General features: G+C 64.0%; 18 protein-coding genes. 8 read left to right on the plus strand and 10 right to left on the minus strand.

Annotated features, from left to right (window positions below; genetic code table 11):
• Nucleotides 1-38: 38 nt before the first annotated feature.
• Entirely contained in the window at nucleotides 39-749 is a 711-nt protein-coding gene (locus BMI91_RS02645) for a DUF1698 domain-containing protein (protein WP_078569370.1), read from the minus strand.
• 71 nt (nucleotides 750-820) lie between these two features.
• On the opposite strand from BMI91_RS02645, the gene aat reads away from it, so the two are divergent.
• Nucleotides 821-1459: a leucyl/phenylalanyl-tRNA--protein transferase gene (gene aat, locus BMI91_RS02650; protein WP_078603869.1), complete on the plus strand. Its 639-nt coding sequence runs from the start codon at nucleotides 821-823 to the stop codon at nucleotides 1457-1459.
• Here aat and BMI91_RS02655 read toward each other — a convergent pair.
• The 5 genes from BMI91_RS02655 to BMI91_RS02675 form a co-directional block, all read right to left on the minus strand.
• Nucleotides 1423-1833 (minus strand): DUF2155 domain-containing protein, encoded by a 411-nt coding sequence (locus BMI91_RS02655; RefSeq protein WP_078519540.1) that lies wholly within the window; start codon nucleotides 1831-1833, stop codon nucleotides 1423-1425. The genes aat and BMI91_RS02655 overlap by 37 nt on opposite strands.
• Nucleotides 1830-2300, minus strand: coding sequence for an outer membrane lipid asymmetry maintenance protein MlaD (mlaD, locus tag BMI91_RS02660; RefSeq protein ID WP_078519541.1), 471 nt, complete (start codon nucleotides 2298-2300; stop codon nucleotides 1830-1832). Before mlaD ends, BMI91_RS02655 begins: the two co-directional genes overlap by 4 nt.
• A gap of 12 nt (nucleotides 2301-2312) precedes the next feature.
• On the minus strand, nucleotides 2313-2687 hold the full coding sequence (locus BMI91_RS02665) for an NADH:ubiquinone oxidoreductase subunit NDUFA12 (protein ID WP_078603870.1): 375 nt from the start codon (nucleotides 2685-2687) through the stop codon (nucleotides 2313-2315).
• A gap of 293 nt (nucleotides 2688-2980) precedes the next feature.
• Nucleotides 2981-4246, minus strand: a complete 1266-nt coding sequence (gene clpX, locus BMI91_RS02670; protein ID WP_078519544.1) for an ATP-dependent Clp protease ATP-binding subunit ClpX — start codon at nucleotides 4244-4246, stop codon at nucleotides 2981-2983.
• A gap of 118 nt (nucleotides 4247-4364) precedes the next feature.
• Nucleotides 4365-4994, minus strand: a complete 630-nt coding sequence (locus tag BMI91_RS02675) for an ATP-dependent Clp protease proteolytic subunit (protein WP_078519545.1) — start codon at nucleotides 4992-4994, stop codon at nucleotides 4365-4367.
• A 222-nt stretch (nucleotides 4995-5216) separates the two neighbouring features.
• On the opposite strand from BMI91_RS02675, the gene BMI91_RS02680 reads away from it, so the two are divergent.
• Nucleotides 5217-7823 (plus strand): methyl-accepting chemotaxis protein, encoded by a 2607-nt coding sequence (locus BMI91_RS02680; RefSeq protein ID WP_078603871.1) that lies wholly within the window; start codon nucleotides 5217-5219, stop codon nucleotides 7821-7823.
• A 42-nt stretch (nucleotides 7824-7865) separates the two neighbouring features.
• Here the strand turns inward: BMI91_RS02680 and BMI91_RS02685 are convergent, their stop codons facing one another.
• Together BMI91_RS02685 and uraH are read right to left on the minus strand one after the other, a co-directional pair.
• Nucleotides 7866-9164, minus strand: coding sequence for a urate hydroxylase PuuD (locus BMI91_RS02685; protein ID WP_078599387.1), 1299 nt, complete (start codon nucleotides 9162-9164; stop codon nucleotides 7866-7868).
• A gap of 122 nt (nucleotides 9165-9286) precedes the next feature.
• Nucleotides 9287-9643 carry a hydroxyisourate hydrolase gene (gene uraH, locus BMI91_RS02690; protein WP_078603872.1) on the minus strand — a complete coding sequence of 119 codons (357 nt, stop codon included), beginning with the start codon at nucleotides 9641-9643 and terminating at the stop codon, nucleotides 9287-9289.
• Nucleotides 9644-9969: 326 nt separating this feature from the next.
• Here uraH and BMI91_RS02695 point away from each other — a divergent pair, with 326 nt between their 5' ends.
• From BMI91_RS02695 to BMI91_RS02715, 5 genes are read left to right on the plus strand one after another with little or no spacing between them, the layout of a single operon-like run.
• Nucleotides 9970-10773, plus strand: a complete 804-nt coding sequence (locus BMI91_RS02695) for a UDP-2,3-diacylglucosamine diphosphatase (protein ID WP_078546429.1) — start codon at nucleotides 9970-9972, stop codon at nucleotides 10771-10773.
• Complete coding sequence (locus tag BMI91_RS02700; protein ID WP_093476855.1) at nucleotides 10770-11909, plus strand: ceramide glucosyltransferase; 1140 nt, start codon at nucleotides 10770-10772, stop codon at nucleotides 11907-11909. The genes BMI91_RS02695 and BMI91_RS02700 overlap by 4 nt, the downstream gene beginning before the upstream one ends.
• Before the next feature lie 4 nt (nucleotides 11910-11913).
• Nucleotides 11914-12489 (plus strand): DedA family protein, encoded by a 576-nt coding sequence (locus tag BMI91_RS02705; RefSeq protein WP_078603873.1) that lies wholly within the window; start codon nucleotides 11914-11916, stop codon nucleotides 12487-12489.
• Nucleotides 12486-13229 (plus strand): glycosyltransferase, encoded by a 744-nt coding sequence (locus BMI91_RS02710; RefSeq protein ID WP_078603874.1) that lies wholly within the window; start codon nucleotides 12486-12488, stop codon nucleotides 13227-13229. Before BMI91_RS02705 ends, BMI91_RS02710 begins: the two co-directional genes overlap by 4 nt.
• Nucleotides 13230-13263: 34 nt before the next feature.
• A complete protein-coding gene (locus BMI91_RS02715; RefSeq protein WP_078603875.1) occupies nucleotides 13264-14688 on the plus strand; it encodes a dihydrolipoyl dehydrogenase in 1425 nt (474 codons plus the stop codon).
• On the opposite strand, the gene BMI91_RS02720 is transcribed toward BMI91_RS02715, so the two are convergent.
• Nucleotides 14685-15437, minus strand: a complete 753-nt coding sequence (locus BMI91_RS02720; RefSeq protein WP_078599393.1) for a beta-keto acid cleavage family enzyme — start codon at nucleotides 15435-15437, stop codon at nucleotides 14685-14687. The two genes, BMI91_RS02715 and BMI91_RS02720, sit on opposite strands and share 4 nt — an antisense overlap.
• Nucleotides 15434-16756 (minus strand): aspartate aminotransferase family protein, encoded by a 1323-nt coding sequence (locus BMI91_RS02725; RefSeq protein ID WP_078603876.1) that lies wholly within the window; start codon nucleotides 16754-16756, stop codon nucleotides 15434-15436. Before BMI91_RS02725 ends, BMI91_RS02720 begins: the two co-directional genes overlap by 4 nt.
• A gap of 141 nt (nucleotides 16757-16897) precedes the next feature.
• On the opposite strand from BMI91_RS02725, the gene BMI91_RS02730 reads away from it, so the two are divergent.
• Entirely contained in the window at nucleotides 16898-17761 is an 864-nt protein-coding gene (locus BMI91_RS02730; protein WP_244176537.1) for a MurR/RpiR family transcriptional regulator, read from the plus strand.
• The last annotated feature ends 23 nt before the right edge of the window (nucleotides 17762-17784 follow it).

Below are 17784 nucleotides of genomic sequence, written 5' to 3' on the forward strand. Positions count from 1 at the left end.
GAGATCTACGAAAACGCCCCCGGTTTCGGGGGCGTTTTTCATTTCGGGGTCAGCAGGCAGGTGCCGCGCTTTTTCTCTTTGTCTTTAGGGCGATAGTAGTCGCCAATATGGCTGCGTTGCCCCTGCCCGATCTGGTCCCAGTCCAGCCAGTGGCAGTCGTAATCGAGCACGTCGGCCATCGCACTCATCGCCGGGAAAGACGGGATTCCGATCAACGCCTTTTCCTGGCCCTCGATCTGCGGAATCGAGTTCAGTTCGTTGTCGGTGCGCTCGCGCATCAACAGGATCACCGGGCCGGGGCGCTGCGCGAATTCGCTGTCCACGATCACCAGTTCCGGCCCGAGCTGGCGCACCAGCTGGAACAGCCGGAAATGGTCCATGACGTGGTAGAGAATACCGAGGACGCCCACGACGTCGAAACGCTCGCCCGCGTCGATCAGTTTCTGCATCCCGTCGAAGATGTCGTCGCAGATCAGCTTCACCTTCTCGCGCAGATGCGCGCGGGGAAATTGGTCGAAGCGGTCGATCAGCTCCTGCCGCCCTTCGATTCCCACCACTTCCGAGGCGCCTGCCGCCGCGAAAGCATAGGCCCAGCGGCCATCATGCGCCGCCAGATCGAGCACGCGCTTGCCCGCGATCTCCTGTTCCAGCGGCTTGATGATCATCTTGTGGCGCAGGTTCATCCGCTCCACCGTGCCGGGATCTTCGGCGTATCGGTCGATCTCGGGGAGGAAATCGTAGAAACCCATATTTGCGCTCGGCCCCGCTCTGGTTCATCTTGTTGGCGAGCCTAGGCGTAACGGGAAAACCGGGCAAGATAATGACGGACAGGTTGAGCGCGGAACTACTTTTGGCGGGCTATGCGCAGGGCATCTTTCCGATGGCCGAAAGCCGCGACAATCCGCAATTGCATTGGTTCGACCCGGCTCTGCGCGGGATCGTGCCCTTGGACAAATTCCACATTTCGCGCTCTCTGGCGAAGGTGATCCGACGCGGGGATTACAGCATTTCAACAAATGCCGCATTTCGGGGCGTGGTCGAAGGCTGCGCGGATCGGGACGAGACATGGATCAACGGCCCGCTGTTTACGCTCTACGATCAGCTCCATGCGGCGGGCTTCGCGCATAGTCTGGAGGTCTGGCAAGATGGCGAGCTCGCGGGCGGCATTTTCGGGATCACATTGGGCGGCGCGTTCTTCGGCGAGAGCATGTTCTCGCGGCGGCCCAATGCCTCGAAAGTGGCGCTGACCTATCTGGTGGACCGGCTGCGCCAGACGGGGTTCACCTTGCTCGACACGCAATACATCACGCCGCATCTGGCCTCGATGGGCGCGATCGAAGTGACCCGGATCGAATATCGCGCGCGTCTGGCTCAGGCGCTGACGCGGGAATGCGATTTCACGAAAGGCGCGATCCCCGCGCCTCAGTCGCTTTTACAGCGGATGACCCAGACGTCGTAACGCGGGTGATCGAGCGCCGAGAGCGCGGGGCTGGACGCGATCATCCAACCTGAGAAATCAGGCTGCGGCTTGTCCTCTTCGGTCACCGTCACATAGGCATAGGCATCCGAGGACGGATCGTCGGCCGGGTAACGGCATTCGCGCAGCGTCACCTTGATGAACCCGTATTTCACGCTCTGACCGACATTCAGATTGATGTCCGAGGCGATGCCCGACACCTTGTCGAGCCCGCGGAGCATCGCGCCCGTACCGTCGGCCAGCCCTTTCGCAGGCTCGTCCTGCGGGATCTGGTCATCCGGCGTCGTTTGCGTGAAGTCCTGCGCCGCAGCGAGCCCGGGAACGAGCGCCGCGATCAAAACCAAAGCGCGGATCATTGCGCCCCCTCCCCTGCGCCGTCGCCACTGCCGCCACCTGCGAATTTCAGCATCAGGTTCAGCATCGAGACCGCGCTTTGCGTGTCGAGAATTTCATCGCCGGGCTTGAGGTCGTCGATCGCCCCGCCCGGGATCAAGTCGATATAATTCGAGCCCAGGAGCCCGTCTTGCGTCACCGCGATAACCGTATCCTCGGGCAGCGCGACGCCGTTTTTCACCGAAATCGTGGTATCGGCGAAGAAAGTCTTCGGGTTGAGCGCGACGTTCGTCACCGTCCCGACCTTCACGCCCGCAAGCCGCACGTCCGTGCCGGGCACGACGCCCCCGATCGACCGGAACGACGCGTGCAGCGGGTAAGAGCCGCCATCGGCGCCAATGCCCATGCCGCGCCCTGCCCAGACCAGAAAGCCCAGGGCCACGACCAGCACGATCGCGCCGGTGATGATCTCGGTGCGGTTTTCGCTCATAGCGGGGTGGCCTTACTCGGGCTGCCAAGCCTCGTAATCGCGGCGCTCGATCGGATGCGCGAGGCGAATCGACCCCGGCGGCACATAGGCCGCTTCGGTGCCGGTGTGGTTTGCCTCATGCGGCTTTTCCCAAGGCTTATGGGCCAGCGGCTTGTCGGTCGGCGGCTCGTCATAGGTGAAGTGCATCCAGCCATGCCAGTCCGGCGGGATGCGGCTCGCTTCGCTTTCACCGTTATAGATCACCCAGCGGCGCTTGGCGTCCTTGGTGCGGTAATAGATGTTGCCTTGCTCGTCCTCGCCAACTTTCACGCCCTTGCGCGCGGTGAAAAGTTGCGTGCCGACGGTCGAGCCGTTCCACCAGGTGAGAATTCGAAGCAGAAACTTCATGGGGCAACCTCCGCAATGCGTCTCGCCTGTTATATCCGTTGGGGCGTCGAGGTCCAGTGCCCGTGCGGGGATCAGGGCGCCTACGAGGCGGAATTTGGTACCTCCAGCACAGCACGGTGCAGAAATCGTATCGTCGAGCGGCCGTCCGCAACGAGCCATTCGCCCCCCGCACGCCTGTCTAGGGGAGGTTTAGCGAAGTCTCTTCGCAGCAACACGGCCTACGTGAGGCACATGACAAAAACAAAAGGGCGAGCCGAAGCTCGCCCCTTGTCTAATCCTTGGCAGCACCGCGATCAGCTCGCCGATTTGCCTTCTTTCTTGGCTTCAGCATAGATCAGCAGCGGCTTGGCGTCGCTCTGGGTCACGGCCTCTTCGTTGACCACGACCTCTTCGACCTCTTCCATGCCCGGCAGTTCGAACATCGTGTCGAGCAGGATGTCTTCCATGATCGAACGCAGGCCACGTGCACCGGTCTTCCGCTCGATCGCCTTCTTGGCGATCGCGGTCAGCGCATCGTCGGTGAAGGTCAGCGACACGCCCTCGATCTCGAAGAGACGCTGATACTGTTTCACCAGCGCGTTCTTCGGCTCGGTCAGGATGGTCACCAGCGCCTCGGCGTCGAGATCGGTGAGGGTCGCGATGACGGGCAGACGACCGACGAATTCCGGGATCAGGCCGAATTTCAGCAGATCTTCGGGCTCGAGCTCCTTGAACAGCTCGCCGATATTACGCTCTTCGCTATCCTTAACATCCGCGCCGAAGCCCATCGCCGAGCCCTTGCCGCGCTGCGCGATGATCCGGTCGAGGCCGGCAAAGGCGCCGCCACAGATGAACAGGATATTCGTCGTGTCGACCTGCAGGAATTCCTGCTGCGGATGCTTGCGCCCGCCCTGCGGCGGCACGGAGGCCACGGTGCCCTCCATGATCTTCAGCAGCGCCTGCTGCACACCCTCGCCCGACACGTCGCGCGTGATAGACGGGTTGTCCGACTTACGGGTGATCTTGTCGACCTCGTCGATATAAACGATGCCGCGCTGCGCCCGCTCGACGTTGTATTCCGAGGCCTGAAGCAGCTTGAGGATGATATTCTCGACATCCTCGCCCACGTAACCGGCTTCGGTCAGCGTGGTCGCATCCGCCATCGTGAAGGGCACATCGAGGATGCGCGCCAGCGTCTGGGCGAGAAGCGTCTTGCCGCAGCCCGTCGGACCGATCAGCAGGATGTTCGACTTCGCCAGTTCGATGTCGGTCTTCGTGCCGTGATTGAGGCGCTTGTAGTGGTTGTGCACCGCAACCGAGAGCACGCGCTTGGCATGTTCCTGACCGATCACGTAATCGTCGAGCACCTGGCAGATATCGCGCGGGGTCGGCACGCCATCGGTGGATTTCAGCCCGGCCGATTTCGTCTCCTCGCGGATGATGTCCATGCACAGCTCGACGCATTCGTCACAGATGAACACGGTCGGGCCCGCGATCAGCTTGCGGACCTCATGCTGGCTTTTGCCGCAGAACGAGCAGTAGAGCGTGTTCTTGCTGTCGGAGCCGTTCGAGTTCGCCATCTCTTACCTCTGCTGCCCGGGCTGCCCCCGGGCTTCGTGAATTGGCCTGTCCCATCAAGACTAGGACAGGCCAACCGTCACCTCAATGTCAAAATCGCCCCGAAGTTAAGCGGGAGGATCACTTTTCTCCGTCGTCGCTGACGCGGCTCTCGAGGATCTCGTCGATCAGACCCCAGGACTTCGCTTCTTCAGCGGACATGAAGTTGTCGCGCTCGAGACCGGCCTCGATCGTGTCGTAGTCGTTGCCGGTGTGCTTGACGTAGATTTCGTTCAAGCGACGCTTGAGTTTCTCGGTCTCGCGGGCGTGGATCATGATATCGGTCGCCTGCCCCTGATAACCGCCCGAGGGCTGGTGCACCATGACGCGGGAGTTCGGCAGCGAGAAGCGCATTCCCTTTTCGCCCGCGGTCAGCAGCAGCGAGCCCATCGACGCCGCCTGCCCAATCACCAGGGTCGAGACCTTCGGCTTGATGTATTGCATCGTGTCGTAGATCGAGAGACCGCTCGTCACCACGCCGCCCGGCGAGTTGATATACATCGCGATCTCTTTCTTCGGGTTCTCGGCCTCGAGGAAGAGAAGCTGCGCGCAGATCAGGGTCGACATGCCGTCATGGACTGGCCCCGACAGGAAGATGATGCGCTCTTTCAGCAGGCGCGAGTAGATGTCGTAGGCACGCTCGCCGCGCGAGGTCTGCTCGACCACCATCGGCACCAGCGTGTTCATGTAAAACTCGTGGGGATCTTTCATCTCGGCCCTTCCTGGTCGTTCGACGCTGTTCATAGCGTGTGATCTTTACAGAAGTCTTAGTGACCGCATCGGGGACCTTCAAGGGCGCTGACCCTGCGCGAAGTGCTGCCGCGGCGCAAATATTGGCCCTCGGCGGGTGCGTGTTAATCGCACGGAAAGGGTCTGGACGTAGCGTGTCGGCGATTTTGCGGGAATGCGCCCGTGTGGAAAAATGAGGCGGACATGTCCAAATCCGAGGCTGGTGCAAGCGCCTGGCACACCGTGATGCTCAAATTGCTGATCCTGATCGCAATCGCGGGGTTCGTGTTCGCGACGCTGATGACGCTGCTCACGATCAATTCGAACCATCGTCGCGCCAATGAGGCGGCGCGGGCACATCTCGACCAGATCCTGCCGATGCTCGGCGATTCGGTGACGGATGCGCTGATCACGGGGCGGATCGCGGATGCGACGCATGAGTTAGAAAACGTGCTCGCGGGCTCGGACGGTGCAGGCCAATCCGCAATCGCGCTCAACAGACGCGGCACCGTTATGACCGAGGCGGGCGCGCCCGATCCCGCGCTTATCACTCTGGCGCAAAGCGCGCTTGAGGCCAACGACAGGGCGATCTCGGCAGATGGGCTGAGCGAGGCAATTCCACTGCGCATCTCTCCGGAGGATCCGCCGATCGCCGCGATCGCCCTGCGCTGGAGTCCGGCCCCCGCCATCGCTCGAGCGGCCAAAGACATGGTCCGCAACCTCGCTTTCACCGCTTTGATTTTCGCGGGCATTCTCGGCGGTGTGATGCTGGGCGCGCGCTGGCTGATCACCCGCCCCCTCACCCGCGTGACGCAGGCGATGCGCTCCGTGGCCCGGGGGCAACTCGATACGGACATCCCGGCTATCGGTCGCCGCGACGAAATCGGTGCGATCGCCCGCACTCTGGGGACCTTCCAGTCCGAACTCGCGACCGCCGAATCGCATAACCGTGCCGCACGGATGCATAGCGCCGCGCTCGAAAGCGCCACGGTCGCGATCATTCTTACCAACAACGACCACGTCATCACCTTCGCCAATGAGGCGGCCGCGGAATTGCTGCGCCCCTTCGCCGCGGAAATCCGCTCCCACAACCCGGATTTCGATCCCGACAAGCTCTTGGGGACGCGCGCGGATCGCATCTTGCCGGCCGGCACGACGACCGCCGCCGCCCTCGACGATGGCGCGCGCGACACACTCACGCTCGAAGGACGGATGCGTACCGGGGCGATTCTCGCCCTCGTCAGCCCCGTCATCGACGAGGCGGGGGAGAAGATCGGCCATGTCTCGCAATGGCGCAATATCACCGAAGAACAGCGAAACGCCTCTCTGATTTCCGCGATCGGCGCCAACCTGCTGCGGGTCGACCTGCGCCCTGACGTGACGATCGACACGGTCAACGACGCATTTGCCGAGGTCTTTGGCGCGCCCCGCGCAAAGATGGAGGGAATGTCCGTCGCCGGTCAGATCACCTTCGAAGGGCAGCCAGTCTGCGAAATCCTCCAGCGCGACCCCCAGCCCTTTGCGGGCATGCTCGTGCTGCGCTGCGCCGATGGCCGTCAGGCCTGGCTCGAAGGCTCGGTCAATCCGATCCTCGACACGGACGGCAAGATGGTCATGTTCAGCGTTCTTGCGAGCGACCGAACGCAACAACATCTGGAAGCCGAAGCCCGGCGGGCCGAGCGCAGCGCGATGATGGCCGCCCAACAGAACATCGTGGAGACGCTTAAATCGGCCTTGGCCGGGCTCTCTGCCGGGGATCTCATGGCCGAGATCACCACCGAATTCGAAGGCGATTACAAGACATTGCGTAGCGATTTCAACAGCGCGATCGGTGATTTGCGGGGCGCGATGCGCAAAGTGCTCGACAATGCAGGATCGATCCGCACCGAGGCGCGGCAGATCTCGTCGAGCTCCGACGATATGGCGCGACGCACCGAACGGCAGGCCGCCACGCTGGAAGAGACAGCTGCTGCGCTCAACGAGATCACCGCCTCGGTGGAGGCCGCCGCCCACGCCGCCGGTCGCGCCAACGACCTCGTCGAGACCGCCCGGCGCAGCGCCGAACAAAGCGGCCATGTCGTGTCAGAGGCCGTGCAAGCCATGTCGGAAATCGAGCAAAGCTCGGAGCAGATCAGCCGGATCACCAGCGTCATCGACGAGATCGCCTTCCAGACGAACCTGCTCGCCCTGAATGCCGGGGTGGAAGCCGCTCGCGCTGGCGAGGCCGGGCGCGGCTTCGCCGTCGTCGCCTCGGAAGTGCGCGCACTCGCGCAACGCTCCTCGGATGCCGCACGCGAAATCGCCGAACTGATCGCGAACTCCTCGGCGCAGGTGAAGCGCGGCGTCGGCCTCGTCGGACAAGCGGGAGATGCACTTGGTGGCATCCAGTCCTCCGTCTCCGATCTGCTCGCCTATGTCGCGGACAGTGCAAATGCGACGCAGGAGCAAAGCGCGGGCCTGACCGAAATCAACTCCGCCGTGACCCAGCTCGATCAGGTCACCCAGCACAACGCCGCCATGTTCGAAGAAGCGCTCGCCGCGAGCCAGGTTCTCGAACGCGAAGCGATGGAACTCGGCGCGGCAATGGGGCAATTCAAACTTGGCGAGGCCGCTCCGGATGAGGGGGCCGATAGCACGTCGCCAGCAGAAAAAGTGGCTGCGGCAGAAACCTCCCCCGAAACATCCGGGCCCACAGCATCCGCGCCGCAGCAATCAGCCCGACCCAAATCGCCTCAGCAGGTCAGCGTGTCGGGCAACACCGCGTTGGCGGTGCCACCTCCGCCCACAGATGACGATTGGGAGGATTTTTAACCGACGAAGGAACTTGCAGAACGCATTGACGCGGGACGCCAATCAGGACGCGTTGGGATGGGGCACCGCAATCGCGGCCTCCGCCCGATCCGTCTCGCTTGCTCCTTGCGTCCCGGCCTCGCCCGCACGGAACCAAGCCCGGATGGCGGCGCGCTCCTGCGGCTCCATGTAGCTCAAATTCGCGGGGGGCATCGCATCGGTCAGCCCGGCTTGCACATAGATCTGCCGTGCGGCGGCGGCGATTTCGCGCGGCGTCTCCAGCTTGATGCCCTTCGGCGCGTGACCGATCCCTTCATAGCCGGGCTCATTCGCATGGCACATCGAACAGCGCCCCATGACGATCCCGCTCACCTCGTCGAAGCCAGGCGCCGCAGCGAAGCGTTGTTCGAAGGGAGTAAGCATCGCGCTGTCCTCCATATCCTCGCCGGCATCCGCTTTCGGAATCGAGGATAGCCAAACGATCGCGACGAACAGCGCCGCGGTCGCGCCCCAGGTCCACCACGGCTTGCCCTTATGGGCGTGATGGGTGTTGAAGAAATGCCGGATCGTCACGCCCATCAGGAACACCAGAGAGGCGATCAGCCAGTTATACGCGCTGGCAAAGGCCAGCGGATAATGGTTCGACAGCATCAGGAAGATGACCGGCAGCGTCAGGTAGTTGTTATGCGTCGAGCGCTGCTTGGCGATCTTGCCGTATTTCGGATCGGGCGTGCGCCCCGCCATGAGATCGGCGACCACGATCTTCTGGTTCGGAATAATGATCAGGAACACATTCGCGGTCATGATCGTTGCGGTGAAGGCGCCCAGATGCAGCAGCGCCGCGCGGCCCGAGAAGACCTGTGTGTAGCCCCAGGCCATCGCGACGAGAATGACGTAGAGCCCGAGCATCAGCCGCGTGTTGTTCTCGCCAAAGCTCGATTTGCAGATCAAATCGTAGAGGAGCCAACCCAGCGCAAGCGAGCCGATCGAGATCAGGATCGCCCCCCAGACCGGCAGCTCCATCACTCGCGGATCGATCAGGTAGAACTGCGCCTGTGTCCAATACAGAACCACCATCATCGCAAAGCCCGAAAGCCACGTCATGTAGCTTTCCCATTTGAACCATGTCAGCCGGTCGGGCATCTGCGCGGGTGCGACGAGGTATTTCTGAATATGGTAAAAGCCGCCGCCATGGACCTGCCACGCCGCGCCATGCACCCCCTTGGGGGAACCGGGCTCGGGCACCAGCCCCAGATCAAGCGCGATGAAATAGAAGGACGACCCGATCCACGCGATCGCGGTGATCACATGCAGCCAGCGCACCGCGAACTGCACCCATTCCAGAAAAAACGTGTAATCCATCCGTCATCCCTCGTTTTGCGCTCAGAGTTTCCCAAGCCACGCCCGAGCGCAAGCGATGGCGCGGCGGAACCGCCCGATTTTTGTCCGGATGCTCAAATCGCAAGCAGATGGAGGGCCTGCGGTCAGCTGCCGCGATAGGTCGAATAACCGTAAGGCGAGAGCAGAAGCGGCACGTGGTAATGCGCCCCGGCGTCATTCATGCCGAAGCGGATCGGGATATCATCGAGGAACAGCGGCTCTGGCGCCCCCTGCCCGCTCGCCCGCAGATAGTCGCCTGCGGAGAAGACCAGCTCGAACTGGCCGGTGCGAAACCGCTCCACCGGCAGGATCGGCGAGTCGGTGCGCCCATCGGCATTCGTCACCATTTCGGCCAGCACCTCACGGTCGCCCCCGTTGAGCGCGAAGAGCGTGATCTTGAGCCCTTCCGCCGGGCATCCCCGTGCCGTGTCGAGCACATGGGTGGTCAGATATCCTGCCATCGCGTTCTCCTTCGCCAATCGTCGAGACCGCGATCACTATGCTTTCGGGTGAAACAAACCGCAAGATATCGTGCGCTCACCGGAAGTTGCTTAGCATTTCACATGCTTATGGTTGATCACCGCACAGCTGCCTCTAGGTGACATTACAGGTTCACGTAGCCGTCACATCCATGTCACGTCGAAAGGCGATGGGCAGCGCAGCAACGAGCGGAAGGACCCTATGGGCAACAACATACAGCCTGTGATTTTCCCGACTGTTTCCGCTCCGCTTCTCCGCGCAGGCGCCGGGTGCCTGCCCCTCCCTGCAGATCCACCGGAGATGTGACATGAGCCGATCGCGCCATCACAACAAACAACGCTACCGCAGCCTTTTCTTGTCGGATTTCCACCTCGGATCGCGGGGGTGCAGCCCCGGCCCGATCCTCGACTTCCTGCAAAGCGTGCAGGCCGACGCGATCTACCTCGTCGGCGACATACTCGATCTCTGGCATGGCGGGCCCGTGCAATGGGGCGACATCCATGCCGAGATCATCGAGACCCTCGAAGCCCATGCCGAGGCCGGGACGCGCATCGTCTATCTGCCCGGCAACCATGACGCGGCTTTGCGCTCGCCGGGGATGAATTTCCTGAGCTTCGAGCTTACCGAGACCGCGCTGCATGTCGGCGCGGACGGGCAACGCTACCTCATCGTGCATGGCGATCAATGCGATGCGCGCATCCTGCGCTGGCACGCGATGACCCGTTTCGGAAGCCGGATGGACGCGCTGTTTCGCGGCATCGATGCCTGGCTGCGCCGCCGCCGCGACGTCTCCGAGACCGAGCGCACCTTGATCCAGCTCGCGATCGAAGGGATCAATCACCTGATCGCGCGCGGCTCGGGGTACGAGCATCGTCTGATAGCGATGGCCTCCGAGGCCGGGGTTGACGGGATCATCTGCGGCCACTCGCACAAGCCCGCGTTGCGCGATGTCGACGGGATGACCTACGCCAATTGCGGCGACTGGGTGGACAGCCTGACCGCCTTGGCCGAGGATAGTTCCGGCGCATTGCAACTTCTTCAATGGGGCGCGGAGCCCGCAGCGGTCCCGGAGACCGGCACCCGCCCCGCCGTCGCAAAGGTTCGCGCATGACGATCGTTCTGCTGTCCCTTGCCGCCCTTCTGGGCCTCACCCTCACGGCGCATCTTCTCAGCGCTGCGATGACCGCGTGGCGCGAATCCCGCCCGCCGAAGCCGGTGCCCGACGAGTTGCCCTTCATCGCGCTGATGCGCCCGGTCTGCGGGGTCGATCCGTTCGACGCGGAGACGCTGGGCTCCTCCTTCAACCTCGACTATCCGAATTACGAGGTGATCTTCTGCGCACCCTCCGAGCGCGATCCGGCCTGCGCGCTGGTGCGTCGCCTGATCGAAGAGAACCCGCAGGTGCGCGCCCGGCTTCTGACCGGGCTCGACGCAGTGTCGGGCAATCCGAAGCTGAACAATCTGCACAAGGGTCTATCCGCGACCGAGGCGGAGTGGTTCGCGATGGCCGACAGCAATCTGCTCTTGCCGCGCGACTACCTGCAACGGCTGGTGGCGGAATGGCGGCCCGGCACCGGGCTCGTCTCCGCCCCGCCGGTGGCCGAGCGCCCGGGCAATCTCTGGGGCGCGGTGGAGGCCGCTTTCCTCAACACCAATCAGGCGCGCTGGCAGGTGGCGGCCGACATGATCGGGATGGGGTTCGCGCAGGGCAAATCGCTGTTCTGGCGGCGCGACATCCTGATGGCGGGCGGCGGTTTCGCAGCCCTTGGGCGCAACATGGCCGAGGACGTGGCCTCGACCAAATTGGTGCGCCGTCAGGGCCTGAAGGTGCGGCTGACGCGGCACCTTTTCGCGCAACCGATCGGGACGCGCGCGGCCCGGGAGGTCTGGGACCGCCAGCTGCGCTGGTCCAAGGTACGCCGCGACGGGTTCGTGATGATTTTCGCCGCCGAAATCGCGCAGGGCCCGTTCCTGCCCTTCCTCGCAGCGCTTGCCCTAGCCGCGTTGGGCGCGATGCCTTGGATCGCCCTGCCGCTTCTGGTGGCGCTGTGGTACGGTGCCGAGGTGCTGCTCGCCCGGATCGCGGGCTGGCCCGCCTCGGCGCGCGACATTGCGGGTTTTGCGATCCGCGACGCGATGCTGCCCGCGCTGTGGCTGATGACATGGTTCGGGCGCGATTTCACCTGGCGCGGCAATGACATGACCCACCGGGACGTCGCCCGCAGCGATGCCCCCGTCACGGAGTAACCTGATGATCGGCCTTGAGACGATCTCCGTATTGATGGCGAAACACGGCCTCGCCGTGCTGGCGCCGATTGCGGTGCTCGAAGGTCCGATCGTGACGGTGATCGCGGCGTGGCTCGCTAGCCAGAACATGTTCTCGGTCTGGTCGGTGGCGATCATCGTGATCCTTGCCGATCTCGTCGGCGATCTGGGGCTCTATGCGCTCGGTCGCTGGGGGCTGAACCGGATGCCCAAGAAGTGGCGCGACAAGCTGGGCCTCAGCCGCGCGCGGCTCGTGAGTGCGGCGCGGCACTTCCAGAACAAGGGGATCAAGACGCTGGTCTTCGGCAAGCTGACCCATTCGGCAGGCGCGCCGGTGCTGGTCGCAGCCGGGGTCGCGCGGATGAATGTCTGGGTCTTCCTGCTCACGAACCTGATCGCCACGATCCCGAAATCGCTGGCCTTCGTGGCGCTCGGCTATTGGCTCGGTTCGCATATCGGGAAGATCGACAGCTGGCTGTCGAAAGGCTCGCTGATCCTGCTGGTCGTGATCATTCTTGGTGGCACGATCTGGTTCTTTCGCCGCAAGAGGTCGCACACATGACGACGATCACCTGCATTCTGCCCGCCTATAACGAGGCCCCGCGGATCGGCGCGGTGCTGGAGCGTGTGCTGGACCATCGCCAGATCGCCGAGGTGATCGTGATCGACGATGGCTCGAGCGATGGCACCGCCGAGATCGCCGAAGGCTATCGCGACGCCCATCCGCATCTGCGCGTGCTGCGCCAGACGCAGAACGGCGGCAAGACGGCCGCCGTGGCTGCCGGGATCGCGGAGGCCGCAGGCAGCCACCTGCTGCTGCTCGACAGCGATCTGCTGGGGCTGACCCATGCCGATCTGGGCGCGCTGATCGCGCCGGTGGCGAGCGGGGAGGCCGATGTCACGATCAGCCTGCGCCGCAATGCGCCGCGCATCTGGCGGGTGATCGGGCTCGATTACATCTCGGGCGAGCGGGTGATCCCGCGCGAGATGCTGGGCGAACGGCTGGACGCGCTCAACGCCCTGCCCCGCTTCGGGCTGGAAGTCTTCATGAACCGGCTGTGGATCGCAGAGCGCGCCCGGATCGCCGTCGTCTCCTGGCCCGGCGTCGACAGTCCGATGAAATCCGCGAAGCTCGGCAACTGGCGCGCGGGCGTCGCCGCCGACGCACGCATGATCCGCGATATCTTCCGCACCATCGCGCCGCATCGCGCGCTCGGCCAGATTGTGGCGATGCGCAGCCTGCGGGTTCGCGGCGAGGCGCAGGCTTTACCGCGCAAGTGGTTGGAACGTATACCTCGCTGAACGGTTCGGTTCACGACAGATCAGCGGAGGTTTCATGTCACAACACGCGCGCGTCGTTATCATCGGCTCTGGCTCGGCCGGACTGTCTGCCCTGCGCGAAGTGCGCCATGCGACCGATGACTTCCTGATCGTCAATGACGGCCATTGGGGCACGACCTGTGCCGAAAGCGGCTGCATGCCCTCCAAGGCGCTGATCGAAGCCGCCAACGCCTTCCACCGCCGCCACGACTTCGAGGCCTTCGGGATTTCCGGTACCGAGGCGCTGCGCATCGATGTGCCCGCGGTGATGGCGCGGATGAAACGGATGCGCGACGGGTTCACGAAATCCCCGCGCAAGGTTCCCAAAGCCCTTGGCGACAAAGCGATTTCGGGCCGTGCGACGCTCCTCGGCCCGAACCGGATCGAGATCGAGGGCCATGGCGAAGTGACCGCCGATGCGATTATCCTCGCGACGGGTTCGTCGCCGGTGCTGCCGGGGCCTTGGAAGACCTTCGGCGAGCGTATCCTGACCACCGACACGCTGTTCACCCTCGACGATCTGCCGAAGCGGATCGCGGTGATCGGCATGGGCGCGATCGGCGTGGAGCTGGCACAGGCGATGGCCCGGATGGGGATCGAGGTCGCGGGTTTCGACGCGCTGGAAAGCGTTGCCGGCATGACCGACCCGGAGGTCGCAGCGGTCTTGCGCGACGCCATCGCGGCGGAGCTGCCGCTGCATCTGGGCGCCCCAGCGGAGATTTCCGAAGGCAATGCGGGCAGCCTGATCGTGAAAGGCGCAGGCGGCGCGGAATTCGAGGCCGACGCCGTGCTCGCCGCGATGGGCCGCCGCCCCAATATCGCGGGGCTCGGGCTGGAGACGCTGGGCGTGCCGCTCGACGATCACGGGATGCCGGAGGTCGACGCCACCACGACCCGGATCGGCGGTCTGTCGGTCTTTCTGACAGGCGACGCGAATGCCATTCGTCCGATTTTGCACGAGGCCTCGGACGAGGGGCATATCGCGGGGCGCAACGCCGTAGCCGATGCCCCGCGCTGCTATAGCCGCCGGACGTCGATGGCCATCGCCTTCAGCGCGCCCAATGCGGTGCGCGTGGGGCAAAGCTTCAAGGACCTCGAGGGGCAGAACATCCTGATCGGCAGCGCGGATTTCGCGACGCAATCGCGTGCCCGGCTGGCCGAAGAGGCGTATGGCATGCTCCGCGTCTATGCCGAGCCCGAGAGCGGCAAGCTGCTGGGCTGCGAGATGGCGCTGCCCGAGGGCGAGCATTTCGCGCATCTCTTCGGCCTCGCGATCCAGTCGGGCATGAGCGTTTTCGACATGCTGGCGATGCCCTTCTATCACCCGGTGATGGAGGAAGGCCTGCGGAGCGCGCTGCGCGAAATTTCCAAGCAGCTTCCCGAGGAAGACCGGTCGGACCTCTCCGATTGCCCCGAGAAAGGGCATCCGGCACTCGACTAAAGGGCTGCGATCTCGGCCACGCGCGCGGCGTTGTCGTGCGCGGTGGTGCCGTCCGCCATCACCAGCGAGTTCTCGAACCCGACCCGCGCCTTGCCGCCCTTGGCGAGCGCATTGCGCAGGCAGTCGGTCTCGCCCGAGCCGAAGGCGCAGATCGCCCAGTCAGGGGTGATCGCCTCGGCCTGCATCCAGTCGAGGAACGGATCGAGCATCGCGGGCGTCGAGACCTGCCCCGCAACATAGCGACCCATCACGAAGATCAGTTGCAGCCCGGGATCGCGCAGCAGGCGATCCGGCAGTACATGCACCAGCGCCTCGGCATCCTCGCGGGAATAGAGGATATGTTGGATCGCGATCCCACGTTCCGCTGCCTCTTCGTAAAACCGTATTGCCTGCAATTCGTGGTCGCGCAGCATCTCGCGCGCCGAGACCGAGACCATCTGCGCGCCCGAGTTCAACGCGACATAGCGCTGATGCCCCGGTTCGTAGCGCCCTGCGGCCTCGGTGGTGATCTGGATCGCCATCTGGCCCAGAAGCGGGCGCAGATGAGCCAGCGCCTCGGCATAGGCGCCACTATCGAGCAGATGCCCGCCCGCGTCGTCGCGCAGATGCAGATGCAGCGCCCCTGCCCCGGCGTCGCGGCAGGCCAGCGCGGTCTGCGCAATCTCGTCCAAGGTGATCGGCAGCGCCGGGTGATCGGTCTTCGTCTTGGTCGCCCCGTTCGGCGCGACCATGATATGCGGCAGGCTCACCCGAGAACCTCGCGGATCGCGGTGCCGAGCTTGTCCACCAATTCCCCGATCTGGTCGTCGGTGATGATGAAGGGCGGCGCGAGCAGGATGTGATCGCCGCGCTGGCCGTCGATCGTGCCCCCCATCGGATAGCAGACGAGCCCGGCCTCGAAAGCCGCCGCCTTGAGCTTCTTGTTGATTGCCTTGGCCGGGTCCATCGGCTCTTTCGTGGCACGGTCGGCCACGATTTCCAGCCCGCGGAACATGCCGCGCCCGCGAATATCGCCGATATGCGGATGCTGGCCGAAGGCCTCGCGCAGCGCCGCGTCGAGCACTTCGCCCTGCTGCGCCGCCCGCGCGACCAGTCCGCCCTCGGTCAGCTTCTTGACCACCGCATCGCCCGCAGCGGTCGCGGTCGGGTGGCCGATATAGGTGTGGCCGTGCTGGAAGAAGCCCGAGCCGTTGACGAAGGCGTCGTAAATCTCGGAGGTGCAGAGCGCCGCCCCGATGGGCTGGTAGCCCGCACCGAGCCCCTTCGCGATGGTGACGATATCGGGCGCGATCCCGTCCTGCTCGCAGGCGAAAAGCGTGCCGGTCCGGCCCATCCCGCACATCACCTCGTCGAGGATCAGCAGGATGCCGTATTGGTCGCAGATCTCGCGGATGCGCTTGAAATAGCCCTTCACCGGCGGCACCGCGCCCATCGTGGCGCCGACGACCGGCTCGGCGATGAAGCCGATCACGTTCTCTGCCCCGAGGCGCTGAATCTCGGCCTCCAGCTCGTTTGCGACGCGCAGACCGTATTCCTCGGCGGTCTCGCCTTCCTCGCGCCAGCGGTATTCATGCACGGGTGCGATGTGGCTCACATCGATCAGCAGCGGGTTGAACTTCTCCCGGCGCCACGCATTGCCACCAGCCGCCAGCGCGCCCAGCGTGTTGCCGTGATAGGACTGGCGGCGCGCGATGAAATGCGACCGGCTCGGCTCGCCCTTCTCGACGAAATACTGCCGTGCCATCTTCAGCGCGCTCTCCACCGCCTCCGATCCCCCGGACGTGAAATAGACGCGATCCAAGCTCCCCGGCGCGTGAGCGATGAGACGATCGGCCAGCCGTTCGGCGGGTTCGGAGGTGAAGAAACTCGTGTGCGCGAAGGCGATATTGTCGATCTGAGCCTTGATCGCGGCAGTCACGTCTGCGTCAGAGTGACCGAGGCAGGACACCGCCGCGCCCCCGGACCCATCGAGATATCGCTTCCCGTTGGCATCGAGGATGTAGATACCGTCGCCCTTTACCGCCAAGGGCGGATTGGACTTCGTGTGGCGGGGGAATACGTGACTCATATCGGTCCCTCCTTCGGGACAAGAATGCGTGAGGATCGCTGATTACCCCATGAAACATATGTTTTACGCATTGACAATATATGAAACAATTGAAACGGTCACCTCAACGCGATAACTGGTGATGGAACCTGGGGAGGAGCATTGTCCGGCAGTTTCGAACAGCGATTGGCTGCGCAATATGGCAACCTTTCCACGCGCTTGCGTGAGGCGGGAGACTATATCGCAGACAACCCGGTGAGCATCGCCACCCGTTCGCTGCGCACGCTGGCGAGCGAATCGAACCTTGCGCCCGCGACCTTCACCCGCCTCGCCCATGCGCTCGAATACGAGAATTTCGAAGAGCTGCGCGAGACCATGCGCGACCAGATCGGTCGCCGTGTGTCCCCCTTCGCGGACCGCGCCGATCGGCTGCAGAAAGATGCCGCCGATCCGCAGGACAGCTTCCTCAACCGTTATGCTGCGGCCACGCAGGACAATATCGCAGCCCTGACCGCCGCGATCGAGCCGGGACGGCTCGAAGCCGTGGCCGACAAGCTCGCCGCTGCACGCCGGGTGGTGCTGCTTGGCGCGCTCGGTTCGACGGGGATCGCGGAATACACCGCCTATATCGCCAATTTCCTCGGCGATAACTGGGAGCTGGGTGCACGGGCGGGCTCGTCGCTGGGCGCCACGCTCGCGGGGCTCGATGAGCGCGACGCGGTTCTGGTGATCACCAAGCCGCCCTTCGCCCGCTCCACCATCCGCAGTGCGATCCATGCCCATGAACAGGGCGCCTATGTCGCGCTGATTACCGACAGCCGCAGCTGTCCGGCGCTGCACGCGGCCGATGAGACCTTCATCGTGCCCACCGACAGCCCGCATTTCTACACGAGTTACGTTGCCACGCTGTTCTTGCTCGAAGCAATTCTGGCGCTGGTGGCGAAGCGCGCGGGACCCCGCGCAACCGAACGGATCGCCGAGGTCGAACGGCGCAACAGGCTTCTCGACGAAGTCTATGCGCGCTGACCGACGCGGACCGTATCTTTGAA

The sequence above is a fragment of the Thioclava sediminum genome (assembly GCF_002020355.1).
Taxonomy (GTDB): domain Bacteria; phylum Pseudomonadota; class Alphaproteobacteria; order Rhodobacterales; family Rhodobacteraceae; genus Thioclava; species Thioclava sediminum.